The sequence below is a fragment of the Roseateles sp. YR242 genome, from assembly GCF_900109745.1.
Lineage (GTDB): Bacteria > Pseudomonadota > Gammaproteobacteria > Burkholderiales > Burkholderiaceae_C > Roseateles.
Genome location: NZ_FOAV01000017.1, coordinates 58,376 through 80,561 on the forward strand (window position 1 = coordinate 58,376; position 22,186 = coordinate 80,561).

The 22,186-nt window shown below is 66.1% G+C and carries 22 protein-coding genes; 15 read left to right on the forward strand and 7 right to left on the reverse strand.

Features of this window, described 5'->3' with window-relative positions; all coding sequences use genetic code 11:
• Positions 1 to 31: 31 nt before the first annotated feature.
• Positions 32 to 1,231 carry a 3-oxoadipyl-CoA thiolase gene (gene pcaF, locus BMY53_RS22690; RefSeq protein ID WP_092948989.1) on the reverse strand — a complete coding sequence of 400 codons (1,200 nt, stop codon included), beginning with the start codon at positions 1,229 to 1,231 and terminating at the stop codon, positions 32 to 34.
• Between the two features lie 193 nt (positions 1,232 to 1,424).
• On the opposite strand from pcaF, the gene BMY53_RS22695 reads away from it, so the two are divergent.
• The 5 genes from BMY53_RS22695 (at position 1,425) to BMY53_RS22715 (ending at position 7,364) form a co-directional block, all read left to right on the forward strand.
• Positions 1,425 to 2,702, forward strand: coding sequence for a cyclic di-GMP phosphodiesterase (locus tag BMY53_RS22695; protein WP_092948991.1), 1,278 nt, complete (start codon positions 1,425 to 1,427; stop codon positions 2,700 to 2,702).
• Positions 2,699 to 4,933 carry a putative bifunctional diguanylate cyclase/phosphodiesterase gene (locus BMY53_RS22700; RefSeq protein ID WP_255370338.1) on the forward strand — a complete coding sequence of 745 codons (2,235 nt, stop codon included), beginning with the start codon at positions 2,699 to 2,701 and terminating at the stop codon, positions 4,931 to 4,933. The genes BMY53_RS22695 and BMY53_RS22700 overlap by 4 nt, the downstream gene beginning before the upstream one ends.
• Before the next feature lie 59 nt (positions 4,934 to 4,992).
• Entirely contained in the window at positions 4,993 to 5,316 is a 324-nt protein-coding gene (locus BMY53_RS22705) for a DUF1840 domain-containing protein (RefSeq protein WP_092948993.1), read from the forward strand.
• Positions 5,317 to 5,991 carry a histidine phosphatase family protein gene (locus tag BMY53_RS22710; RefSeq protein ID WP_092948995.1) on the forward strand — a complete coding sequence of 225 codons (675 nt, stop codon included), beginning with the start codon at positions 5,317 to 5,319 and terminating at the stop codon, positions 5,989 to 5,991.
• A 398-nt stretch (positions 5,992 to 6,389) separates the two neighbouring features.
• Positions 6,390 to 7,364 carry a porin gene (locus BMY53_RS22715; protein ID WP_092948997.1) on the forward strand — a complete coding sequence of 325 codons (975 nt, stop codon included), beginning with the start codon at positions 6,390 to 6,392 and terminating at the stop codon, positions 7,362 to 7,364.
• A 124-nt stretch (positions 7,365 to 7,488) separates the two neighbouring features.
• On the opposite strand, the gene ruvB is transcribed toward BMY53_RS22715, so the two are convergent.
• The 4 genes from ruvB to BMY53_RS22735 all read right to left on the reverse strand — a co-directional run bounded on the left by ruvB (position 7,489) and on the right by BMY53_RS22735 (position 11,753).
• Entirely contained in the window at positions 7,489 to 8,550 is a 1,062-nt protein-coding gene (gene ruvB / locus BMY53_RS22720) for a Holliday junction branch migration DNA helicase RuvB (RefSeq protein ID WP_092948999.1), read from the reverse strand.
• Positions 8,551 to 8,590: 40 nt separating this feature from the next.
• Positions 8,591 to 9,160 carry a Holliday junction branch migration protein RuvA gene (ruvA, locus tag BMY53_RS22725; protein ID WP_092949001.1) on the reverse strand — a complete coding sequence of 190 codons (570 nt, stop codon included), beginning with the start codon at positions 9,158 to 9,160 and terminating at the stop codon, positions 8,591 to 8,593.
• A 344-nt stretch (positions 9,161 to 9,504) separates the two neighbouring features.
• Positions 9,505 to 10,158 (reverse strand): response regulator, encoded by a 654-nt coding sequence (locus tag BMY53_RS22730; RefSeq protein ID WP_088453502.1) that lies wholly within the window; start codon positions 10,156 to 10,158, stop codon positions 9,505 to 9,507.
• A gap of 287 nt (positions 10,159 to 10,445) precedes the next feature.
• Entirely contained in the window at positions 10,446 to 11,753 is a 1,308-nt protein-coding gene (locus tag BMY53_RS22735) for a sensor histidine kinase (RefSeq protein ID WP_143074195.1), read from the reverse strand.
• Positions 11,754 to 12,037: 284 nt separating this feature from the next.
• Here BMY53_RS22735 and BMY53_RS22740 point away from each other — a divergent pair, with 284 nt between their 5' ends.
• Both BMY53_RS22740 and ybeY read left to right on the forward strand, forming a co-directional pair.
• Positions 12,038 to 13,099 carry a PhoH family protein gene (locus BMY53_RS22740; protein ID WP_255370339.1) on the forward strand — a complete coding sequence of 354 codons (1,062 nt, stop codon included), beginning with the start codon at positions 12,038 to 12,040 and terminating at the stop codon, positions 13,097 to 13,099.
• On the forward strand, positions 13,096 to 13,539 hold the full coding sequence (gene ybeY, locus BMY53_RS22745; RefSeq protein WP_092949005.1) for an rRNA maturation RNase YbeY: 444 nt from the start codon (positions 13,096 to 13,098) through the stop codon (positions 13,537 to 13,539). Before BMY53_RS22740 ends, ybeY begins: the two co-directional genes overlap by 4 nt.
• On the opposite strand, the gene BMY53_RS22750 is transcribed toward ybeY, so the two are convergent.
• Together BMY53_RS22750 and hemB are read right to left on the reverse strand one after the other, a co-directional pair.
• Entirely contained in the window at positions 13,540 to 14,658 is a 1,119-nt protein-coding gene (locus BMY53_RS22750; RefSeq protein ID WP_092949007.1) for a magnesium transporter CorA family protein, read from the reverse strand. It lies immediately after the preceding gene.
• Positions 14,659 to 14,681: 23 nt separating this feature from the next.
• Entirely contained in the window at positions 14,682 to 15,686 is a 1,005-nt protein-coding gene (hemB, locus tag BMY53_RS22755) for a porphobilinogen synthase (RefSeq protein ID WP_092949009.1), read from the reverse strand.
• A gap of 232 nt (positions 15,687 to 15,918) precedes the next feature.
• Between hemB and BMY53_RS22760 the strand changes: the two genes are divergently transcribed.
• From BMY53_RS22760 to lipB, 8 genes are all read left to right on the forward strand, one after another.
• Positions 15,919 to 16,347 (forward strand): CopD family protein, encoded by a 429-nt coding sequence (locus tag BMY53_RS22760; protein WP_092949011.1) that lies wholly within the window; start codon positions 15,919 to 15,921, stop codon positions 16,345 to 16,347.
• Between the two features lie 12 nt (positions 16,348 to 16,359).
• Complete coding sequence (locus tag BMY53_RS22765; RefSeq protein ID WP_092949013.1) at positions 16,360 to 17,586, forward strand: VanZ family protein; 1,227 nt, start codon at positions 16,360 to 16,362, stop codon at positions 17,584 to 17,586.
• Complete coding sequence (locus BMY53_RS22770) at positions 17,583 to 17,906, forward strand: (2Fe-2S) ferredoxin domain-containing protein (protein ID WP_092949015.1); 324 nt, start codon at positions 17,583 to 17,585, stop codon at positions 17,904 to 17,906. The genes BMY53_RS22765 and BMY53_RS22770 overlap by 4 nt, the downstream gene beginning before the upstream one ends.
• 13 nt (positions 17,907 to 17,919) lie before the next feature.
• Entirely contained in the window at positions 17,920 to 18,558 is a 639-nt protein-coding gene (locus BMY53_RS22775) for an alpha/beta hydrolase (protein ID WP_092949017.1), read from the forward strand.
• A gap of 25 nt (positions 18,559 to 18,583) precedes the next feature.
• A complete protein-coding gene (locus tag BMY53_RS22780) occupies positions 18,584 to 19,744 on the forward strand; it encodes a D-alanyl-D-alanine carboxypeptidase family protein (RefSeq protein ID WP_092949019.1) in 1,161 nt (386 codons plus the stop codon).
• A 555-nt stretch (positions 19,745 to 20,299) separates the two neighbouring features.
• Positions 20,300 to 21,181, forward strand: a complete 882-nt coding sequence (locus BMY53_RS22785) for an aminotransferase class IV (protein ID WP_092949021.1) — start codon at positions 20,300 to 20,302, stop codon at positions 21,179 to 21,181.
• Positions 21,182 to 21,204: 23 nt separating this feature from the next.
• Positions 21,205 to 21,495 carry a DUF493 family protein gene (locus BMY53_RS22790; protein WP_092949053.1) on the forward strand — a complete coding sequence of 97 codons (291 nt, stop codon included), beginning with the start codon at positions 21,205 to 21,207 and terminating at the stop codon, positions 21,493 to 21,495.
• Between the two features lie 5 nt (positions 21,496 to 21,500).
• Positions 21,501 to 22,169, forward strand: a complete 669-nt coding sequence (gene lipB, locus BMY53_RS22795; protein WP_092949023.1) for a lipoyl(octanoyl) transferase LipB — start codon at positions 21,501 to 21,503, stop codon at positions 22,167 to 22,169.
• Positions 22,170 to 22,186 lie beyond the last annotated feature (17 nt).

A 22,186-nucleotide genomic window follows, 5' to 3' on the forward strand; every position in this document is an offset into this window, starting at 1 on the left:
GACGTACGGCGTGCGGCACCTGACCAAGTCGTCAGACGCGTTCAACGACCACCGCGATGCCCTGGCCCACGCCGATGCACATGGTGCACAGCGCGTAGCGCCCACCCGTGCGCTGCAACTGATGGACGGCTGTCGCCACCAGCCGGGCGCCGCTGGCCCCCAGCGGGTGACCCAGTGCAATGGCGCCGCCGTTGGGATTGACGCGAGGGTCATCGTCCTGGAGCCCCAGGTCGCGCAGGACCGCCAGGCCCTGGGCGGCAAACGCCTCGTTGAGTTCAATCACGTCCATCTGCGCCAGCGTCAGTCCCACCTGTGCCAGCACCTTGCGGCTGGCCGGGGCGGGCCCGATGCCCATGATGCGTGGCGGCACACCGGCGGTGGCCATGCCCAGCACACGGGCCTTGGGGGTCAGGCCATGACGGCGCACGCCTTCCTCACTGGCCATGAGCAGGGCGCAGCTGCCGTCGTTGACGCCCGAGGCATTGCCGGCCGTGACCGTGCCGTCCGGGCGTACCACGCCCTTGAGCCGAGCCAGCGCTTCAAGGCTGGTCTCGCGCGGATGCTCGTCCTGCGTCACCACGACCGGATCGCCTTTTTTCTGCGTCAGCGTCACCGGGCAGATTTCCTCGTCGAAGAAGCCGCTGCGCTGGGCGGCCAGGGCCTTGGTCTGGCTGGTCAGGGCCATGCGGTCCTGCGCCTCGCGCTCGATGCCGAAGTCGCTGGCGACGTTTTCCGCCGTCTCCGGCATCGCATCCACACCGTACTGGGCCTTCATCAGCGGGTTGATGAAGCGCCAGCCGATGGTGGTGTCGTAGAGCGCGGTGCTGCGAGAGAAGGCACTCTCCGCCTTGGGCATGACAAACGGCGCGCGGCTCATGCTTTCCACGCCACCGGCCAGCATCAGATGGGTCTCGCCAGCGCGCAGGGCACGGGCGGCTGTGCCCACCGCATCCATGCCGGAGCCGCACAGGCGGTTCAGGGTCATGCCGCCCACGCCCACCGGCAGCCCGGCCAACAGGCCCGCCATGCGGGCCACGTTGCGGTTGTCCTCGCCGGCCTGATTGGCGCAGCCGTAGAGAATGTCGTCCAGCGCTTCCCAATCCAGCGATGCATGGCGGGCGATCAGCGCCCGGATCGGCCAGGCGCCCAGGTCATCTGCCCGCACTGACGACAGGGCGCCCCCGTAGCGACCAAAGGGGGTGCGCTGCGCGTCACAAATGTAGGCAAACATGACAGTCTCCGGAATCTTTATGAGAATAGGGGTCTGGAAAGATCATAGAGGTCGGGGAGAAAAAGCTGTGACAAGTTGCACGCAAGCCGTGGGAACGTCCGCCGCGTCGCTCCGCTGACCCGAATTTCGCTTAAGTTCCGCCCCTCGTCGCCGAAGCAAATGGGATGAGGGTGAGAGACCCTTTGGGATAAAAATGAAGGACAAATCGGCCGATCCGTTGATCGATGTCAGCCAGCTCAAGGTGGGAATGTTCATCCACCTGGATCTGGGCTGGATGTCGCATCCGTTTCCGCTGAGCAGTTTCAAGCTGAGCTCTGACGAGCAACTGCTGATCCTTCGCCGCCTGGGCCTGAAGCAGGTCCGGTGGAGCCCCAGCCGCAGTGATCTGCCGCTGGAGGCCACGCCCATGCCGCCGCCGCCTCCGCAGGCTCCCGCCGCTACCGCTGCAGACGCTGATCCGGAAAAGGCCCTCCATCGCCAGTTGCTGGCCCAGCAACGTGACGCGCTGCTGCTGTGCGAACGCCAGTACGGCGAAGCGTCCACGGCCCTGCGTGACCTGATGGACCTGGTCCCGCGCGAGCCGGTGACGGCCCGCGACCGTTCCGCCGCCTTGTCCCGCGCGCTGCTGGACAAGATGCTGGTGGAGGGCGACATCAATATCCGCCTGCTCAATGAAGGCGCAGGTGACCGTTCCACCGCCCACGCGCTGAACGTGGCCATCATTTCCATGCTGCTGGGCCGGGCCTTCGGCCTGGGCCATGACGAGCTGATGGACCTGGGCCAGGGCGCGCTGCTGCATGACGTGGGCAAGCTGGAACTGACCCCGCGCTTCCGCCATCGGGACGACAGCTTCACCGGGGCCGAGGTGCAGGCCTACCAGCAGCACGTGGCCAAGGGTGTGGTGCTGGCTCAGAAGATGGGTGTCAGTGCCGGCCCGTTGCTCATCATTGCGCAGCATCACGAACACGCCGACGGCACGGGCTTCCCTCAGCATCTGAATGCGGACCGGATGAGCATCCTCGCCCGCATCGTGGCCTTGGTGAACCGCTTCGACGGCCTGTGCAATCCGCTGATCGCGGCGAAGGCCATGACACCGCACGAGGCGCTGTCGCTGATGTTTGCGCAGGGGCGCAGCCGCTTCGACGCCACCATGCTCAACGCCTTCATCCGCATGATGGGCGTCTACCCGCCGGGCTCTGCCGTGCAACTGACGGACGACCGCTATGCCCTGGTGGTGGCGGTGAACTCCTCGCGGCCGCTCAAGCCCAGGGTCATGGTGCATGACCCCAAGGTGCCGCGTGACGAGGCCCTGGTCTTCAACCTGGAAGAGATGCCCGACCTGGGCATCCGCCGCAGCCTCAAGCCGCAGCAGCTGCCGCGCGCATCGATGGATTACCTCTCCCCGCGCAGCCGCATCGCCTATTTCTTTGAACCCGTGACCCCGCCGCAGCCCCGGGAGCTGGCGGCGTGAGCACCGTTCCCCCTGCCCGCGGCGCCACCCTGGTGCCGGATGCGGTCGCGGCCAGCGCCGGCAAGGCGGCTGCTGTGTCGGCGCCTGCCGCGCCTGCGCTGAACCCCGCGTTCCTCCCGCTGATCGACGGGTTGCAGGAAGCGGTGTGGCTGATCTGCGCGCGCACGCACGCTGTCGTGGCAGTGAATGCGGCGTCTCGTCAGCTGCTGGGCCTGGACCCGCGTGACCTGATCGGCAGCAGCATTGAATCCCTGGCTGCCACGCCGGAGGACGCCCTGTTCTGGATGGACGCCGCCATCGGCCGCCGCGAACCGCTGCACACCGACACGATGATGCGCCACGCCGACGGCCGCATGCTCTGGGTTTCCCGCCGCATCAGCCATGTGCCGCAGGCGGAGGGCTACGGCCTGTGGCTGATCGCCATGCGCGACCAGACGCAGCAGCGCCATCAGGATGAAGAACGCGAAGCCCTGCTGGCTGAACTGCGGGCCACACTGGAATCGACCGCCGACGGCATTCTGGTGACCGACCTGGCGGGGCGCATCCGCAGCTTCAACCAGCGGCTGGCGTCGCTGTGGGGTCTGCCGGAAGACCTGCTCAATGAGCGCAACGACGAGGCCGTCCAGGCCTGGATGCGGCGCAGCGTGGTGGACGGTCCGGCCTATGCGGTCCGGCTGACCGCCATTCAGGAGTCGCCGCTGCTGCACACCAGCGACAACCTGAAGCTGATCGATGGCCGGGTGCTGGAGCGGGTGTCGCTGCCGCAATGGAGCCGGGGCCGGCCGATCGGCCGCGTCTATTCGTTCCGCGACCTCAGCGAGAAGCTGGCGGCGCACCAGCGCATCGAGGAGCTTTCCCACAACGACATGCTGACCGGCCTGCCCAACCGCCGCGCGCTGCTGGAGCGCGTGGACTATGCGCAGGCCATGGCGCGTCGCGAGGTCTCGCCGTTCGCGTTGCTGAATGTGGACCTGGACCGCTTCAAGCAGATCAACGACACGCTCGGCCACGCTTATGGCGACCGCGTCATCAAGGAAGTGGCGCTGCGGCTGAAGGAGTCGCTGCGCGAGGTGGACACCGTTGCGCGCCTGGACGGCGACGAGTTTGCCCTGCTCATCCACCAGGCCGACGCCCGGGGCGCCGAACATGCCGCGCGCCGTGTGCAGGAGGCCATGTCGCGGCCGTTCAGCTTCGACACCTTGAGTTTCACGGTGACCTGCAGCATCGGCATTGCGCTGTTCCCGGGAGACGGCGCCAGTGCTGAAGACTTGCTGGCCAGCGCCGAGCGCGCCATGCACTGGGTGAAGGAAAGCGGCCGTAGCGCCTTCCGGTTCCATCAGCCACGCAAGGATGTGGACCTGCTCTCCCGCATGCGTCTGGACCATGCGATGCGCCAGGCCCTGCAGGAGCATGAATTCCGGCTGCACTTCCAGCCGAAGATCGCGGTGGAGAGCGGCGAGCTGATCGGTGCCGAGGCGCTGATCCGCTGGCGCGATCCGCTGCGCGGCGATGTGCCGCCGTCCGAATTCATCCCGGTGGCGGAGGAAAGCGGCTTCATCATCGCCATCGGCCAGTGGGTGTTGCAGCAGGCGGTGGCGCAGGCGGCGCAGTGGCTGCGGCAGGGGCTGCGGGTGCCAGTGGCGGTCAACGTCTCCGCATTGCAGTTCCAGCAGACGCAGTTCGTCGATACCGTGGCGCAGGCCCTGCGTTCGGCCGACCTGCCGCCGGAACTGCTGGAGCTGGAGCTGACCGAATCGGTGCTGCTGCGTGACGCCGAGGAGGCGCTGCACCGCATGCAGGCCCTGTCGGAACTCGGCATTCAGTTGGCCATCGATGACTTCGGTACCGGCTATTCGAGCCTGGGTTATCTGAAGCGCTTCCCCATCCAGCGCCTCAAGGTGGACCGCAGCTTCGTGAAGGGCCTGCCCGGCGACGCCAGCGACGCCGGCATCGTCAATGCCATCGTCCAGATGGGGCGTGCGCTCAACCTGCAGGTGATTGCCGAAGGTGTGGAGACTGATGAACAGCGGGCCTTCCTGGCGCGCTGCGGCTGCCAGGAGTACCAGGGCTTCCTGTGTGCGCCGGCGCTGGACCCGCGTGCGTTCGAACATCGCTTCAAGCCGGTGGAGGCCACCAAACCCAAAGCGGCCGGCGTCACCGCTGCGACCGCATCGGGCATCCCGGCCGTGCCGTTGCAGCAGCCCGCGGTACGGTTGGTCCGCGGCCGCTGAGTTTCCCTGAGGGCACAATGCACGCATGACCGCCGCTTCCCGGCGGCCAGGAGACAGGCGTGCTCTACAAGTTCAAATCCAAGGCCGGCGCTGACGTCATCATGCTGCAGCCGCACGGTGATCAAGCCCTCCAGGTGCTGGGTCGTGAACCCTCGACAACCGGCATCTTCCAGTTGTCGGATCTGCCCTCGCTGATCCAGCGTGCCGAGGCGGCCATCGCCGACGAGCAATCAGCCCAGGAACGGGCCCAGGCCGAGGCGCAGGCGGAGGGGCGCAAGCCACCCGCCCGGCCCGAGGTGGCATTGCGCCAGCGGCTGTGGCCGCTGCTGGAACTGATGCGAGCAGCGGCCGCTGCCCAGGCCGACGTGACCTGGGGAGTTTGAGTGGAATCAACCTTGATCCTGGCCATCCGCCATGGCGAGACCGCCTGGAACCGGGAAGGCCGCCTGCAAGGGCATCTGAACCTGCCTTTGAATGAACTGGGCGAGCGGCAGGCGGAGCGCCTGGGCGAGGCACTGGCCGATGAATCGATCCAGGCCGTCTACGCCAGCGACCTGGATCGCGCCGCGACCACCGCCCGCGCGCTGGCCTTGCCCCACGGCCTGACGGTGACCACCGACGTGCGTCTGCGTGAACGCAGCTTCGGCCGCTTTGAAGGCAAGCTCTGGACGGAACTGGAGGCCGAGTCGCCCGAAGCCGCCTTGCGCTGGCGCCAGCGGGACCCGGATTTCGAGCCCCCCGGCGGCGAAAGCCTCAACACCTTCTATGCGCGTTGTGTGGCGGCTGCCTCCGCGCTGGCCTCCGCGCATCCGGGGCAAACCGTGGCCCTGGTGGCGCACGGAGGCGTGCTGGATTGTCTGTACCGTGCGGCCACCCGGGTCGACCTGCAGGCGCCGCGCAGCTGGGTGCTGGGCAATGCCAGCATCAACCGGCTGATCTACACGCCGCAAGGCTTCAGCCTGGTGGGATGGAATGACGACCACCACCTGCAGGGCCTGACGCTGGATGACCCCGGTGTGCCGGGCTTCATGCCGGGGGCCAGGACCGCACGCGCCTGAGCAAGCGCCTGGGCAAGCGCCTGGGCAAGCGCCCTTGTGCTTCGCATTGCGCCCGAATTCAATCCCTATCAAAGAACGCTATTCGACCCCGAGGTTTCCCTAACGCACATTTTCGTGAGGACCTTGCTCGTCTTTGTAGTGTTGTGCGGCATTGCAGTCTCTTCATGGCATGCCCCCTTCTCTGGCTGATCGCTCAGATCCCTGTGTTCATGGGGTTTCTGGGCTGCCTGGCTTCGATCGTCGGCAGCTTCATGCTGTCACCGTCTCCCTAGCGTAGAACTGTTGCGATTTTGCGTCGGGCTCCCTGGGTGCGTGCATCGCACTTCTATACTGCGCACACTCTGCAGTACGCCCTTCGCGCCATTCGCGACAACTTTCTCCAACAGATGAAGGTGAATATGAAGAAGATTGCCATTGCTGCTGCCATTGCGGCCCTGTCTGCACCGGTGTTTGCCCAGAGCTCTGTCACGCTGTGGGGTCGTATCAACACCTCGATGGAATCCCAGAAGACCGGCAACGGCGATCGCGTCTCGGTGCTGCAGAACAATGCCTCGCGTCTGGGCTTCAAGGGCACGGAAGATCTGGGTGGCGGCCTGAAGGCGAGCTTCGCCCTGGAACACGGCCTGAATTCGGACAACGGCGCATCCAGCGGCGGCACCCAGTTCTGGGGCCGTGAAGCAAGCGTGCAACTGGCGGGTGATTTCGGCGCGGTGCGCCTGGGCCGCTGGACCAATGGCAGCTACTACGCCACGGCCGACTACGTGTCCATGCACAACCATGACACCGGCACCTCGTCCGATGCGCTGTATTCCGGCGTGGGTTTCTTCACCCCGAACGGCAACCCGCAAAGCAACAAGATCGCCTACTTCACGCCCAACCTCGAAGGCTTCAACGCCGAGCTGTCGCTGCATGCCGGCGAAGGCGTGGACAAGCGTGCCTATGACGTGGCGCTGAACTACGACCAGGGCCCTCTGCACCTGGGCGGCGGCTACACCAAGCAAGGCAGCGCCAGCCAGTACGCCGTGCGCGCCCTGTATGAACTGGGCCCGTTCACCTTCGGCGGCTATGTGCAGCGCGAAGACAGCGGCGTGGCGCAATCCGTCGGCGCGAAGGACACCCGCACCATCGGTCGCCTGTCCGGCATGTACACCCTGGGTCAGTCCGAATTCCACCTGAACGTGGGCGGCACCAAGGCGGGTGGCTACTCGTTCAACGGCGGCCGCAACGGCGGCAAGCAATACACGCTGGGCTACAACTACAACCTGAGCAAGCGCACCAAGGTGTATGGCTTCTACACCGCGGTGGACGCCAGCACGCCCAACAAGGCGGACGATTTCAACTCGTTCGCCGTCGGTATCCGCCACAACTTCTGATCCACGTCCGGGCCTGGCGCCCGGTGTGTGGATGCAGCAGATGCAGCCCCGCGCTGCACAAGCAAAAAGGCACCCTGCGACAGGGTGCCTTTTTTTTCATGGGCGGTGCCGGTGGGTTGAGGCGCTATTCGTCAAACAGTTGGCCCGCCTGCTTGGGCGGTGCCACGCCCAGGTGGCGGTAGGCCGCCATCGTGGCGATACGGCCCCGGGGCGTGCGTTGCAGGAAGCCCTGCTGGATGAGGTAGGGCTCGATGACGTCCTCGATGGTGCCGGACTCCTCGCCAATGGCGGCCGCCACGTTGTCCAGCCCGACCGGGCCGCCGTCGAAGCGATGCACCACCGCCTCCAGCAGCTTGCGGTCCATCAGGTCAAAGCCTTGCGGGTCCACGTCCAGCATGGCGAGTGCCTTCTCGGCCATGGGGATTGTGATGGTGCCGTCACCCTTCACATCGGCGTAGTCACGCACGCGGCGCAGCAGCCGGTTGGCGATACGCGGGGTGCCGCGGGAGCGGCGGGCGATCTCCAGCGCGCCACCGGCTTCGATGGGCGCGTTCAGCAGCGCGGCCGAGCGGGTGACGATGCGCTGCAGTTCCGGCGCCGTGTAGAACTCCAGCCGGGCGACGATGCCGAAGCGGTCGCGCAGCGGGTTGGTCAGCATGCCGGCACGGGTGGTGGCGCCCACCAGGGTGAAGGGCTGCAAGTCCAGCTTGATGGAACGGGCCGCCGGGCCTTCGCCGATCATGATGTCGATCTGGTAGTCCTCCAGCGCCGGGTACAGGATTTCCTCGACGACCGGGGACAGGCGGTGGATCTCGTCGATGAAGAGGACGTCGTTGCGCTCCAGGTTGGTGAGAATGGCCGCCAGGTCCTTGGGTTTTTCCAGGACCGGGCCACTGGTCTGGCGCAGGTTGACGCCCAGCTCGGCCGCAATGATGTGGCTGAGGGTGGTCTTGCCCAGGCCGGGCGGGCCGAAGAGCAGCACATGGTCCAGCGCTTCACCGCGCTTGCGGGCCGCGCCGATGAAGATTTCCAGCTGCTCGCGGGCCTTGGCCTGGCCGACATACTCGTCCAGCAGCTTGGGCCGCAGGGCGCGTTCAATCGCGTCCTCGTTGGGCGAGGTCGGATGGGCGCTGATCAGGCGGGCCTGCTGGGGCGCTGGGCTGAAGTCGTCGGTCTGGATGCTCATGACGGAAGGGATTGTCGCGGCTCAGGGGCGCAGGTGCCGCTCAGGAGAGATGTTTCATCGCGAGCTTGATGCCGTCGCTGACGGAGGCGTCTGGTGGCAAGGTCTTGAGGGCCGAGCCGGCTTCCTTTTCGCTGTAACCGAGCGCGACCAGCGCTTGCAGAATGTCCGCCTGGTTGTCGTTGGCCACGGTGACGGGGAGGGCGAGGTCGGGGCCCAGCTTGCCCTTGAGCTCCAGAAGCAGCCGCTCGGCCGTCTTTTTGCCAATGCCCGGCACCTTCACCAGCCGCCCGGTCTCCTGCTTGGAGATGGCCTGGGCAAGTTCGGGCACGGACAGGCCGGAAAGCAGCGACAGCGCCATCTTGGGGCCCACCCCGCTGATCTTGATCAGCAGCCGGAAGGTGTTGCGCTCTTCAGCGGTGAGGAAACCAAACAGGACGTGCGCATCCTCGCGGATCGACAGATGCGTGAGAAGGCTGGCGCGCTCGCCCAGCGCAGGGAGGTTGAAGAAGGTGCTCATGGGCACATCCACTTCATAGCCGACGCCCTGGACGTCGATCAGAATCTGCGGGGGCGATTTTTCCGCAATGACGCCGGTGAGTCTGCCAATCATGGGCGGATTATCTGACGGGGTTGGGGGAGGGAGGGGGCGCGTGCTTCGTGGGCCGGATTCATGCGCTGGATTCGTGGGTCGGATGCGAGCGCCGGGCTCGTGCGCCGGACTCCTGCGTCAGATTCCTGCGCCAGACTCCTGCGCCAGAAAGCGCCGGCCCGGTACCCTTTTCCTCCATGTCCCTTCTGCCTCGGCTCCGCCGAGTCATTCATTCCTTGACTTACGGAAAAGGGCACCGGGCCGACACTTTCCGAACCGAGGACTTTCAGGCACGAGCCGTCCGGGCCTCGACGCGAGAGGCCCGGGGGCGCCGGACGAGAGACCGGCGGTTTGGGTGAGGGGAATCAGTTGCGGCCGAACAGGCCCAGACGCTGCGCTTCCAGCGCAGCTTCAGCACGCGAACTGACGTTGAGCTTGCGGTAGATCTGCTTGACGTAGTCCGCAATGGTGTGCCGGGATAGACCCAGCTGCACACCAATTTCCGGCAGGGTGAACCCCTTGGCCACACGCAGCAGAACTTCCGTCTCGCGGTCAGTCAGGGAGACTTCATGCAGCACAGCCGCCGCCTGCGGGCGACGCTGCGAGGTGAAGTAGGCGATGACCTTGCGGGCAATGGAGGGCGACAACGGCGGCTCGCCCTGGCTGATGCGCTGCAGTTGCTCCACCAGCAATTCGCGAGACTGCTCCTTGAGCAGATAACCGAAGGCACCCGCCTGCAACGCAGGGAAAAGATGCTCGTCATCATCATGGATGGTGACGATGACCGACTGCACCTCCGGCTGCTTCTCGCGCAAGGCCGTGATGACCTCCACGCCAGAGCCGTCAGGCAAGCCCAGGTCCAGCAAGGCCAGCGTGAAGCGCTGGCTGTTGACCTGCTGCAGTGCATCCTGCACGCGCGAGCATTCAGTCACCACCGCATTGGCAAAGACCTGTTTGATCAGGACCTTCAACCAGGCACGGATTTCAGGAATGTCTTCGAGGAGCAGGATGTGATTCATGGCGCGCGATTCTTGCTCAATTTCCCTTGGAGACGACCCAACAGCCGAACGCTATGGGCCCCAATGCAACACTACGGCTTTATTGCCACTGTGCCTACCCTCATCACCGCGAGATAACCACGACGTGGGCAAAGCGTCACGCCCCAAAGCCCCCAAAGGTGGGAAACCCGTCGAGATCCACTTGCAAGCTGCCTTGGATCTGCCTGCAATCTGCCCGCAACCCACTGGCCATCGGCGCAGGAGGGCTCAGACGCCGATTGACGCCCATCGCCCCCCATCGACGCCCATCACAAGGGAATGGTCAGTCGGATGACCGTCCCCCAGCCCGGACCCGATTCCACCAGGCACTGGCCGTGCATCTGCTTGGCGCGCGACTTCATGCTGGCCATGCCATGTCCCTTGTCCAGGCGACCTTCCAGTTCCAGTGGAATACCCTGACCGTTGTCCTGGATCACCACCGAGAAGTAGCCGTCCTGCGCCGAGCAGCCCACCACGCAATGGGTCGCACCACTGTGCTTGATGATGTTGCTCACCGCCTCGCGCAGGATGCGGGTGGTCTGGACATAAGCGCGCGCCGGGAAGGTGTGCTCGATGTCCTCCGCAGGCGATTTCCATTCCGCCAGGATGTTGGCCTGCGCCAGCCGTGAGACGACTTCGGCTCGCCAGTCGCCCAGCGCGTCCAGCAACTGCACCGGCTTGCCGGTCAGGCCCCGCACCGACAGCCGCATTTCCTCCAGCGCTTCCCGCGCCAGGGTGGAGATGCGGTCGGATTCGCTGGTGTGCACGATGGTCAGCAGCTTGGCGCCCAGGTCGTCATGCAGGTCCGCCGCAATGCGTTTGCGCTCACGCTCGGTGACCTGCTCCAGCTTGGCCTCCGCCACCTGATCGAAATGGCGCTCCAGTTCGGCGATTCGCTCCTGCAGCCGCAGTTCGCCCTGCAGAACCTGCAGCTCCGCCTGGGTGAGCGCGCGGGAAAACTCGCGGATGCGGTGCAGGCCCAGCCCCGTCAACGCCAACGGCACCAGCACGCTGGGAATGCCGCGCCCCGGCAGCAGCCCGGCCGCCAGCACCGCCAACCCGCCCAGGCCCATCAACCCGCAGTTCAAGTAGAAATCCGTGCGCTGATAACGCTCCTCCACCGTGGGCAGGAACATGTCCTGCCACAGATGCCAGAGATGCCAGCCCATGCCCGCGAGCAGTTGCAGCCCCAGCCACCAGGTCACGCCGGTGGCCAACTGGGCATGGGGAATGGGCAGCAGCAGCGTCCACGGCAGCAACACGGCCTGCAGCAGCAGGGCGCGCCGCAACCGGCGGTCGCGCCTGCGAACCCGGCGCATCAGGTATTGAAGGGCGATCCAGACCAGCCACGGCGCCAGCACGATGGCCAACGCGGTGGGCCAGGGCGTGTGGGGCAATACGCCCACCAGCAGCACCCACCCTGGCATCAGCGCCGCCAACCAGGCAATGTGGCGTTGCGCACGCCGCTGCCAGATCAACAGGCCCAGCACCAGAGCCACTGCCAGTACCACGGCGTTGAGCCCGCCAATCACCCAGTCGATGGCATGGGCGTGCGCCAGGGCCGTTGGCGTTGGCATGGTCACACCCGAGGCCTGCCCTGCCGAGGCGTTCAAACCCTGCGCCAGTGCCCGGCGGGGGGCGGCCCCCAGCGCGCTGCACGCGAGAAACAGACATGTGGCGACCCGGCCGGCCTGCAATGCCGGCGATGCCAGCGAGATCGGCGATGCCGGTGGCCGGTGTGGCCCGTGATGAACTGGGGTGCGCTCCATGGAGGACGATTGTGCAGGCCGAACCGCACGCTCCGGCGCCCGCGGGCGACAATAGCGCGCTTGACCCCCCTGAATACGGAGCTTCGGCTGCCTTGAACCTGCGCCACGCCTTCACCCCCGCCGATAACCATCGCCTGTCGCACCTGTGCGGCTCGCTGGACGAGCACCTCCGCGCCATCGAGGCCGCGTTGCAGGTGCGCATCAAGCACCGCGCCGAGCATTTCCAGATCGAGGGCGAGAAGCCCGCCGTGCAACGCACGCTGGCTCTGCTGGAGTCGCTCTATGCCCGTGCCGACCACGCCATTGCGCCGGAAACCCTGCGCCTGGCCCTCGTGGAAGCTGCCGGCCACGGCGCCCTGGCCAACGGTGATGACGCCGCGCCCGGGGACGGCAGTGTGGTGCTGCGCACCCGCCGCGCCGACCTGGCCGGACGTACCGCCAACCAGCATCAATACCTGCGCCAGATCCTGTCGCACGACATCAGCTTCGGGATCGGCCCGGCGGGTACCGGCAAGACCTTCCTGGCCGTGGCCTGCGCCGTGGATGCACTGGAACGCTCGTCGGTGCAGCGCATCATCCTGACGCGTCCCGCGGTCGAGGCCGGCGAACGGCTGGGTTTCCTGCCCGGTGACCTGGCGCAGAAGGTAGACCCCTACCTGCGCCCGCTCTACGACGCGCTGTATGACCTGATGGGCTTCGACCGCGTGACCAAGGCCTTCGACAAGGGCCAGCTGGAGATCGCGCCGTTGGCCTTCATGCGGGGCCGCACGCTGAACCATGCGTTTGTGATCCTGGACGAGGCGCAGAACACCACGCCGGAACAGATGAAGATGTTCCTCACCCGCATCGGCTTTGGCAGCAAGTGCGTAGTCACCGGTGACACCAGCCAGATCGACCTGCCCCGTGGCATGGTCAGCGGGCTGGTGGACGCCGAGCGCGTGCTGGAGGGCGTGGACGGCATTGCCATGACCCGCTTCACACGGGCGGACGTGGTGCGCCATCCCCTGGTGGCGCGCATCGTGCAGGCGTATGAGGAGCAGCAGACGGCGCGGCAGTTGCAGGAGGACCAGGAAGCCCAGGGAGCCCAGGGAGCCCGCCGGGCTCAGGCCGTCCGTGAACCCACCGCGCGCAGCAAGGCAGGGGCCAAGCGATGAGTCAACCGGACCTGAGCCTGTCGCTGCAGTTTGCCGACCCCCGCCACAAGGCGCTGCTGCCGCGCCACAAGGTGATTCGCTGGATGCGGGCCGCCCTGGAATTGCCGGGCGAGATGACCGTGCGCATCGTCGATGCGCAGGAGGGGCGCACCCTCAACCACGAGTACCGCCAGAAGGATTACGCCACCAACGTGCTGACCTTCGACTACAGCCATGAGCCGGTGGTGGCGGCGGATCTGGTCATCTGTGCCGAGGTGGTGGAGCGCGAGGCCCGGGACATGGGCCTGGACCTCACGGCCCATTACGCCCACATGCTGGTGCACGGCACACTTCACGCGCAGGGCTACGACCACGAGGAAGACGACGAGGCGGAATACATGGAGGCCCGCGAAACCGAAGTGATGCTGGCCCTCGGATTCCCGGACCCCTACAAGAAATAACTACTGTTGGGTGCCCAGGTAGCGCTTGCGCCAGAAGAAGGCGCCCAGCGCGAGCGCGAGCGCGGCCATCAGCGACACGGCCACCCAGAAGCCGGTGGCCTGATGCACCAGTGGCAGGTTGTCGAAGTTCATGCCAAAGACCCCGGTGATCAGGTTCAGCGGCAGGAAGATGGCGGTCAGCACGGTCAGCGTGCGCATGATGTTGTTGGTGCGCTCGCTGGTCAGCGAAAAATGCATCTGCACCGAACTCTCTGCCGATGTCTCCAGGCGGCGCACATGGGTCAGCACCCGCTCCACGTGCTCCAGCACGTCCCGTGAACGCACCCGCAGCAGCTCCCGCTCGCGCTGTTCTTGCTCGCTGCCCATCGGCCATTCGCCCAGCGCATCGATCCACTCCTGCACCGCGCTGCGCTGGTCCTCGCAGATGTCCTCCAGCCGCGTCAGGGTGTCCCGAGCCACCAGCACCACATTCCAGTCTCGGAAGTTGCTACGCCGGTCCAGCAGCCGCTGCTGCAAGGTGGTGAGGTCGCGGGTGAGCAGCCGGCGCAGCTCCAGGTAGCTGTCCACCATGTGGTTCACCATGCGCAGCATCAGTTCCGCCGGGCTGTTGGGCAGCCGGCTGCTGCCGCGCAGGTCGCGGCCTTCCTGCTGGGCGCCGAGCTTGGTGGCGAAGTAGTCGCGTAGCGAGCACTCTCCCGGATGCACGGTGATGAGCACCCGATCGAACACCGCAAAACCCACCGGGCTGGTGTCGATGGACTTGAAGGCCTGGTCGGCCGAGGCCACCGTGTGGGGCGAGTCGTCGGTGGCCGGTGGCGGGGTGCCTGGCGCGCTGCCGGGCAGGGCTCCGGGCAGCGCGGCCAGCCGGCGGAACACCATCAGGTCATACCAGCTGGTGTAGTCGAAGTGGGACGGCAGTTGCTGGTTCAGCAGATCGGAGATGTGCAGGTCCAGCAACTGCGCGCCGGTCCAGTGCTGCAGGCGCTGCTGCACCGTGGGCAACTGGAGTTCGAAATCCCGACGGGGCAGACCGATCCAGAGGAAGCCTTGCGCCGGCAGCTCGTGCGGCAGCTCGGCCAGTTCCTCGTAAATGGTGTCGCTGAGATGGAAGATGCGCATGCGGGGGGCGCGGCCCAATGGCCTTACTCGTCCTTGATCAGTCGGGCGGCGTCCATGGCGAAGTAGGTCAGGATGCCATCGGCCCCGGCACGCTTGAACGCCAGCAGCGATTCCAGCATCACCGCGTCATGGTCCAGCCAGCCATTGGCCGCCGCTGCCTTGAGCATCGCGTATTCACCACTCACCTGATAGGCGAAGGTGGGCACGCGGAACTCCTCTTTCACGCGGCGGACGATGTCCAGGTAGGGCATGCCGGGCTTGACCATCACCATGTCCGCGCCTTCGGCCAGGTCCAGGCCGACTTCCCGCAGCGCTTCGTCGCTGTTGCCCGGGTCCATCTGGTAGGTCTTCTTGTCGGCCTTGCCCAGGTTGGAGCGGGAGCCGACCGCATCCCGGAAGGGACCGTAGAACGCACTGGCGTACTTGGCGCTGTACGCCATGATGCGGGTGTGGATGTGCTGGTCGCCTTCCAGCGCGCCACGGATGGCGCCGATGCGGCCGTCCATCATGTCGCTGGGGGCGACGATGTCCACCCCGGCCTGGGCCTGCACCAAGGCCTGCTGGGTCAGCAGCGCCACCGTGCGGTCGTTGAGGATGTAGCCGTGTTCGTCCAGCACGCCGTCCTGGCCATGGCTGGTGTAGGGGTCCAGCGCCACATCGGTGAGCACGCCCAGATCGGGGAAGTGCTGCTTGAGCGCCCGCACCACGCGGGGAATCAGGCCGTCCGGATTGGTGGCCTCGATGCCGTCAGGCGTCTTGAACTGCGCGTCAATGGCGGGAAACAGCGCCAGCACTGGAATACCCAGCTTGACGCATTCCTCGGCCACCGGCAGCAGGCGGTCCAGGCTCAGGCGCGAGACGCCCGGCATGGAAGTGATAGCTTCGATACGGTTCTCGCCCTCGTGGACGAACACCGGGTAGATGAAATCGCTGGCATGCAGGCGGTGCTCACGCACCAGGGCACGGGTGAAGGCATCCCGGCGCAAACGGCGGGGGCGACTGGCGGGATATGGCGCTGGCAATTGCATGTTTGTCGTGAAATTTGCAAGAAATTCCACCGGTATCGGGGGGCGTTACGTAGAAAGACGTAGCTCTAGAAATTCGGCAGATCTGTTAAAGTCGCTCCTGAATGATAGCCGTTCGGTTGTCATTCCCTGCTTTTCCTCCCTGAGCAGGAGCCTTAACGTGATGACAGCGATAAGGCTTTCCAACCCCGGCTGTGAAGCCGGGGTTTTTTTTCGTGGCGTTGATAATGCCGCGATGCTCTGGATCAAAGCGCTACACATCATCTTCGTGGCCGCATGGTTTGCCGGCCTGTTCTATCTTCCCCGCATTTTCGTGAATCTGGCCATGGTGCCAGCCGATAGCCATGCGGAGCGCGAACGGCTGTTGCTCATGGGGCGAAAGCTGTACCGTTTCAGCAGCGGGCTGATGGTGCTCGCCCTGGCGTTCGGCGCCACGTTGTGGCTGTACTACGGCATTGGCCGCGGCCCGGGCAACCACTGGATGCACGCCAAGCTGCTGCTGGTGCTGGGCGCCATCGGCTACCACCACGGCTGCCGCGCCCTGCTGCGCCGTTTCGAACATCTGGCCAATCGGCGCAGCCATGGCTGGTATCGGGTCTTCAACGAGGTGTCGGTGCTGCTGTTCGCGGCCATTGTGATCCTCGTGGTGGTCAAACCCTTCTAAGCGGGCCGCAGCGTGCAGCGGCGCAGTTCCGCCACCTGGCTGGCCCTGGGCTATGCCGTGCTGGTGCTTTATGCGAGCTTGTATCCGTTCTGGCCCTGGCGCCTGCCCCCCAGCCTGCCCTGGCCGGGCGTGGTGGGCCTGCCCTGGCCGCGCTACTGGCTCAGGTTTGATATCTGGACCAATGTGGCCGGCTACTGGCCGCTGGGGCTGCTGTGTTTTGCCGCGGTCATCCGCAGCGGCAAGGGGCTGGCGGGGGCCTTGCTGCTGACGGGGGTGGGGCTGCCGCTGCTGTCGTTCTCGATGGAGACGCTGCAGTACTTCCTGCCGGGGCGCGTGCCTTCGCTGGCGGACTTTCTCCTGAACAGTGCCGGGGCCTGGACCGGCGCCGCCACCGCCTGGGCGCTGCACCGTTGGAGCGGCTTGCAGCGGTGGACGGGCTGGCGCGAACGCTGGTTCGTGCCGCACAGCGCGGGCGCGCTGGCCTTGCTGGCGGTCTGGCCGGTGGGCTTGTTGTACCCGGCGCCAGTACCGCTCGGGCTGGGGCAGTTGTTCCCCCGTCTGCGTGAACTGGCGGAAGAGCTGCTGGAGGGGACGCCCTGGGAACTGACGCCGGACCCGTCGGTGACGGATCTGCCGCTGCCGCCCGGGCTGGAAGCCATCGCCATTGCCATGGGGCTGCTGGCGCCGTGCCTGCTGGCGCTTTCGGTGGCGCGGGCCGGATGGCTGCGGCGCATGGCCCTCGTGGTGGGAGCGGGTGGCCTGGGGCTGGCGGCGACGGCCTGGTCCACCGTGCTTAATTTCGGGCCCGACCATGCCTGGGCCTGGTTCACCACCACCACCTGGCCGGGGCTGCTGATCGGCGGTGTGCTGGCCCTGTTGGCGGCCCTGATGTCCCGGCGGGCGAATGCCGCCTGGGGGCTGGTGGTGCTGACAGCGCTGATTGCCCTGGTGTCGGAGGCGCCCGCCGACCCCTATCTGGCGGAAAGCCTGCAGGCCTGGGAGCAGGGCCGCTTTGTCAATCTGTACGGGCTGGCTCAGTGGGTGGGCTGGTTGTGGCCGTTTGTGGCGCTGGCCTGGCTCCTGTACGGCGTGACGCAGAGCGACACGGCACCGTCGCCCCTGATGTCCGTGCTGGACACGCCGGCAGGCGCCCCCCCCGGTGCGCCGCATGCGTCCGTGCGTGACACATCGCACACTTCGCGTGCTGGTGAAAACCCGGCCCCTACAATCACGCCATGAGCTATTACCAGCGCCACATCTTCTTCTGCCTGAACCAGCGCGAAGGCGAGAACGCCTGCGCGCAGCACGGTGCGCAGGACGCGTTTGATCACTGCAAGAAGCGGGTCAAGGTGGAAGGCCTGGCCGGCAAGGGCGGCGTGCGCGTCAACAAGGCGGGTTGCCTGGACCGTTGCGCCGGGGGCCCGGTGGCGGTGGTCTACCCGGATGCGGTCTGGTACAGCTTCGTGGACAACAGCGACATCGACGAGATCGTCGAGCGCCATCTCAAGCATGGCGAGGTGGTGGAGCGCCTGGTCCTGCCGGACAACGTCGGCCGCTGAACGGAGCTGCTTGATGAATGCACAGACCCAGCGCCGGCAGATTGCCGGCCCGGCCGGCGAGATCGAATGTGCCCTGGATGAGCCCACCCTGGCCGACGGCCAGGCGCTGCGCGGTGTGGTGGTGATCTGCCACCCGAACCCGACGCAGGGGGGCACCATGGACAACAAGGTGGTCCAGACGGTGGCACGTGGTTTCCTGCAACTGGGCTATCGCACGGTGCGGTTCAACTTCCGGGGCATCGGGCAGTCGCAAGGCGGCTGGGACGAAGGCCGTGGCGAGGTGGACGATGCGCTGGCGGTGGTGGAGGCGTTCCGCGACCCGGCCCTGCCGCTGGCATTGGCCGGTTTCTCCTTCGGCGGCTTTGTGGCCTCGCAGACGGCTTTGCGCCTGACGGACCCGGCCGAGCGCCTGCTGCTGGTCGGTCCGGCGGCGAGCCGTTTTGGTGTGGCCACCGTGCCGCCCACCACCGTGGTGATCCACGGCGAACAAGACGATGTGGTGCCGCTGACCGCGGTGCTGGACTGGGCGCGCCCGCAGGCGTTGCCGGTCATCGTGGTGCCCGGTGTCGGGCATTTTTTCCATGGGCAGTTGCCGCTGCTCAAGAACCTGGTGCTGCGCAGCTGGCATCCCGCCGGGACTCCCCCCGCCTGAGCGCTCACCTGAGGACCTCTCCCGCATGAAACGAATCCTTGCCCCCCTGATGGCCCTGGCCACAGGCCTGCTGACCGCCATGGCGGTGCACGCGCAGGTGCAGCCGCCCGAGATCGCGGCACGCAACTATGTGCTGGTGGATCTGACGACCCACCAGACGCTGGCCGAGCGCGACGCCGATGCGCCGCAAGATCCGGCTTCGCTGACGAAGCTGATGACGGCGTATGTGGTGTTTGATGCATTGAAGGCGAAGCGCTTGACGCTGGACCAGACGCTGCCGATTTCCAAACGGGCCTGGGACGAGCGCAAGGGCGACCCGTCGCTGATGTTCATCGACACGACGATGACGCCGAAGGTGGACGAGCTGGTGCGGGGCATGATCATCCAGTCGGGCAACGATGCGTCGGTGGCCCTGGCCGAAGGCGTGGCAGGCTCGGTGGACCAGTTTGTGGTGTTGATGAATCGTCAGGCGCAAGCGTGGGGCTTGAAGAACACCTCGTTCAAGAACGTGACGGGGATCACCGAGGCCGGGCACAAGACGAGTGCGCGGGATATCGCGGTGGTGTTTGCGCATGTGATCCAGGACTTCCCGGCGTATTACGCGGACTACTATTCGAAGAAGGAATACACCTTCAACAAGATCCGTCAGTTCAACCGGAACCTGCTGTTGACGCGGGATGCGACAGTGGACGGCGGCAAGACCGGGTTCACGGATGCCGCCGGTTATTGCCTGGCCGCCAGCGCACAGCGCGATGTGCCCAACGGGAAGCGCCGGCTGCTGAGCGTGGTGATGGGCACGGCCTCGAAGGAAGCCCGCGCAACGGAGAGCCAGAAGCTGCTCAACTGGGGCTATGCGGCGTTTGACGCCGTGCGGCTGTTCGAGGCCGGGCAGGCGATCACGACCGCCCAGGTGTGGAAGGGCACCAGCGCCGAAGCGAAGCTGGGCGCAGCGGGTGCGGTGTATGTGGCCGTGCCGCGCGGTGAAGGCAACAAGCTGAAGACCGAAGTGCAGCGGACCGATCCGCTGGTGGCACCTCTGGCAGCCGGCCAGCGCGTGGGGACCTTGAAGGTGACCACCTCCACAGGCGCCGCAGTGACCGAGGTGCCACTGGTGGTGCAGCAGGAGGTGCCGCTGGCAGGGATCTTCGGACGAGCCTGGGATGCGATTCGGTTGTGGATCAAGTGAAGCGTGTTTGAGCTTTCTGTGATCGGGCGTCGGTGACGCTGTGGTCCTGCTCAAAGATCCTGTTCAAAGCGCCGCCTCCGGGGGGCGCTTTTTCGTTGGGCGGCTGTGGGTTCGGGAACGCGATGTGCCCGCACTGCCCCTCATCATCCGCACACCCCCTCAACCGCTGACCCCCTCAACCGCTGACCCCTTCATCCGCTGACCCCTCAACCGCTGACCGCGCCGGAAAGCGACGGGGCGGGGGGTGTTTGCTTCATGTCCCTCCTGTCTGGGCTCCGCCCAGCCATTCCTTCCTGACTTCCGCAAACACCCCCCGCCCCATCACTTTCCCCCACCGAGGACGTCAACGATCGTCCCAACCAAGAACTGCCCCGACCTCGGACTGATGGACCCTTCCCTACCTCGGAGCTCACTGACGAACGGGCGTCTTCCAGTGGTTCATTGGGAACCAAGGGGCTCGGGCGGACGTTTTTCGGGTTCGCGCTCCTTCGGGCAGGAGTTCCCCCAGGGCGCCCCTCAGGTCGATAATCCCAACCGCTGCACGGAGATATGCCGATGACCACGCCCTGGACCGAGCTGCCTTGTTATCTCAATGGCCATCTGGGCCGCCTGGGAGAGGCCCGCGTGCCAGTGATGGACCGGGGGTTCCTGTTCGGGGATGGGGTCTATGAGCTGATCCCCGTTTATGGCCGGCGCCTGTTCCGGGTGAACGACCACCTGAATCGATTGAGCCGTAGCCTGAAGGCATTGCGGATCGAAGATCCGTATGAGCGCGAGGCATGGATGGATCTGTTTCGCAGCCTGGTGCAACACCTGCCCGATGAGGACGATCAATGGATCTATTTGCAGGTGACGCGGGGCGTGGCAGCCCGCGACCACGTGATGCCGAAGGACATCGAACCCACCGTGCTGGCCTATACGTCGCCCCAACGGGCACTGACGCCAGAGCAACGGCATCAGGGTCTGTCGGTGGTGACCGCACGAGACTTCCGATGGCAGCGCGGCGATATCAAGAGCATCTCGCTGCTGGGCAATGTGCTGGCACGGCAGATGTCCGCTGACCAGGGCGCCGATGAGACGCTGCTGGTCCGCGACGGCTTCCTGACCGAGGCCTCCGCCAGCAATGTGTGGATCGTGCGGGACGGCGCGCTGCTGGGCCCGCCCCCCGGTGAACTGCTGCTCGAAGGCGTGCGGGTCGGCCTGCTGGCCGAGCTGTGCGAGGAACTGGGCCTGGCCTACAACCTGTGCCCGATCGCAGAGACGGAAATCGCCACCGCCGACGAAATCCTGCTGAGTTCGGCCACCAAGGAGGTCGTGGCCGTGACACGCCTGGACCACGAACCCGTCGGCCATGGCGCCCTGCGCGGCAAACCAGGCCCGGTGTACGCCCGCTTGTACGAGGCCTACCAGCGCGCCAAGATCTTGCAAAGTGTGTGAGTGCCACCAAGTACGATGCCACCATGACGAGCGCCTTCAACACCCCGATCCCGCCAGAGCGGTCTCTGATCGAATACCCCTCGCAGTTCCCCATCAAGGTGATGGGCGCCCATGTGGAGGGCTTTGCCGAGGCCATCGTGTCCATCGCGCGTCAGTTCGACCCGGAATTCAACGAGGCCACCGTGGAACGCCGCCCCAGCAAGGCCGGCAACTACCTCGGTGTCACCATCACGGTCACCGCCACCAGCCGTGAGCAGCTCGATGAGCTCTATCGCACCCTGACCACCCACCCGATGGTCAAAGTGGTGTTCTGACCGAGATGCTGGTCAAGACCCTGGGCCGCGTGGACTATGCGGCCACGCTGGAGGCCATGCGTGCCTTCACCGACACCCGCACCCCCGACACCCCCGACGAACTCTGGCTGTGCGAGTTCGACCCGGTCTACACCCAGGGCCTGGCCGGACAGCCCGACCATGTGCTGGCCCCCGCCGGCATCCCGGTGATCCAGACCAACCGCGGCGGCCAGGTGACCTATCACGGCCCCGGCCAGGTGGTGGCCTACCCGCTGATCGACCTCAAGCGGCTGGGAATCTACGTCAAGGAATATGTGTTCCGGCTGGAAACCGCCGTGATCCAGACCCTGGAAGGCCTGGGCATCACCGGCCACCGGGTCGGCGGGGCCCCCGGCATCTATGTGCGCCTGGATGACCCGCGGGCGCATGCCGCACTGTCCTTGCCAGCCGATCCGGCAGACCCGTTCAAGGGGCTGGGAAAGGTGGCGGCCCTGGGCATCAAGGTGAGCCGGCACTGCACCTATCACGGGGTGGCATTGAATGTGGCGATGGACCTGAAGCCCTTCTACGGGATCAACCCGTGCGGTTACGCAGGGCTGGCCACGGTGGACCTCGGTACACTCGGGGTTTTCACGGACTGGGCCACGGTGGCCCGGCGGTTCGGTGAGCGCCTGCAAGCGCAGCTGAGCCCCTGAGCTTCCGACGGAGCACG

Excerpts from the sequence above, each read along its gene's own strand:
- pcaF (WP_092948989.1), bottom strand. The coding sequence starts at position 1,231 with ATGTTTGCCTACATTTGTGACGCGCAGCGCACCCCCTTTGGTCGCTAC.
- BMY53_RS22770 (WP_092949015.1), top strand. The coding sequence starts at position 17,583 with ATGAGCTATTACCAGCGCCACATCTTCTTCTGCCTGAACCAGCGCGAA.
- BMY53_RS22715 (WP_092948997.1), top strand. The coding sequence starts at position 6,390 with ATGAAGAAGATTGCCATTGCTGCTGCCATTGCGGCCCTGTCTGCACCG.
- ruvB (WP_092948999.1), bottom strand. The coding sequence starts at position 8,550 with ATGAGCATCCAGACCGACGACTTCAGCCCAGCGCCCCAGCAGGCCCGC.
- hemB (WP_092949009.1), bottom strand. The coding sequence starts at position 15,686 with ATGCAATTGCCAGCGCCATATCCCGCCAGTCGCCCCCGCCGTTTGCGC.
- BMY53_RS22750 (WP_092949007.1), bottom strand. The coding sequence starts at position 14,658 with ATGCGCATCTTCCATCTCAGCGACACCATTTACGAGGAACTGGCCGAG.
- BMY53_RS22760 (WP_092949011.1), top strand. The coding sequence starts at position 15,919 with ATGCTCTGGATCAAAGCGCTACACATCATCTTCGTGGCCGCATGGTTT.
- BMY53_RS22695 (WP_092948991.1), top strand. The coding sequence starts at position 1,425 with ATGAAGGACAAATCGGCCGATCCGTTGATCGATGTCAGCCAGCTCAAG.
- BMY53_RS22785 (WP_092949021.1), top strand. The coding sequence starts at position 20,300 with ATGACCACGCCCTGGACCGAGCTGCCTTGTTATCTCAATGGCCATCTG.
- lipB (WP_092949023.1), top strand. The coding sequence starts at position 21,501 with ATGCTGGTCAAGACCCTGGGCCGCGTGGACTATGCGGCCACGCTGGAG.
- BMY53_RS22775 (WP_092949017.1), top strand. The coding sequence starts at position 17,920 with ATGAATGCACAGACCCAGCGCCGGCAGATTGCCGGCCCGGCCGGCGAG.
- BMY53_RS22730 (WP_088453502.1), bottom strand. The coding sequence starts at position 10,158 with ATGAATCACATCCTGCTCCTCGAAGACATTCCTGAAATCCGTGCCTGG.
- ybeY (WP_092949005.1), top strand. The coding sequence starts at position 13,096 with ATGAGTCAACCGGACCTGAGCCTGTCGCTGCAGTTTGCCGACCCCCGC.
- BMY53_RS22790 (WP_092949053.1), top strand. The coding sequence starts at position 21,205 with ATGACGAGCGCCTTCAACACCCCGATCCCGCCAGAGCGGTCTCTGATC.
- BMY53_RS22735 (WP_143074195.1), bottom strand. The coding sequence starts at position 11,753 with ATGCCAACGCCAACGGCCCTGGCGCACGCCCATGCCATCGACTGGGTG.
- BMY53_RS22780 (WP_092949019.1), top strand. The coding sequence starts at position 18,584 with ATGAAACGAATCCTTGCCCCCCTGATGGCCCTGGCCACAGGCCTGCTG.
- ruvA (WP_092949001.1), bottom strand. The coding sequence starts at position 9,160 with ATGATTGGCAGACTCACCGGCGTCATTGCGGAAAAATCGCCCCCGCAG.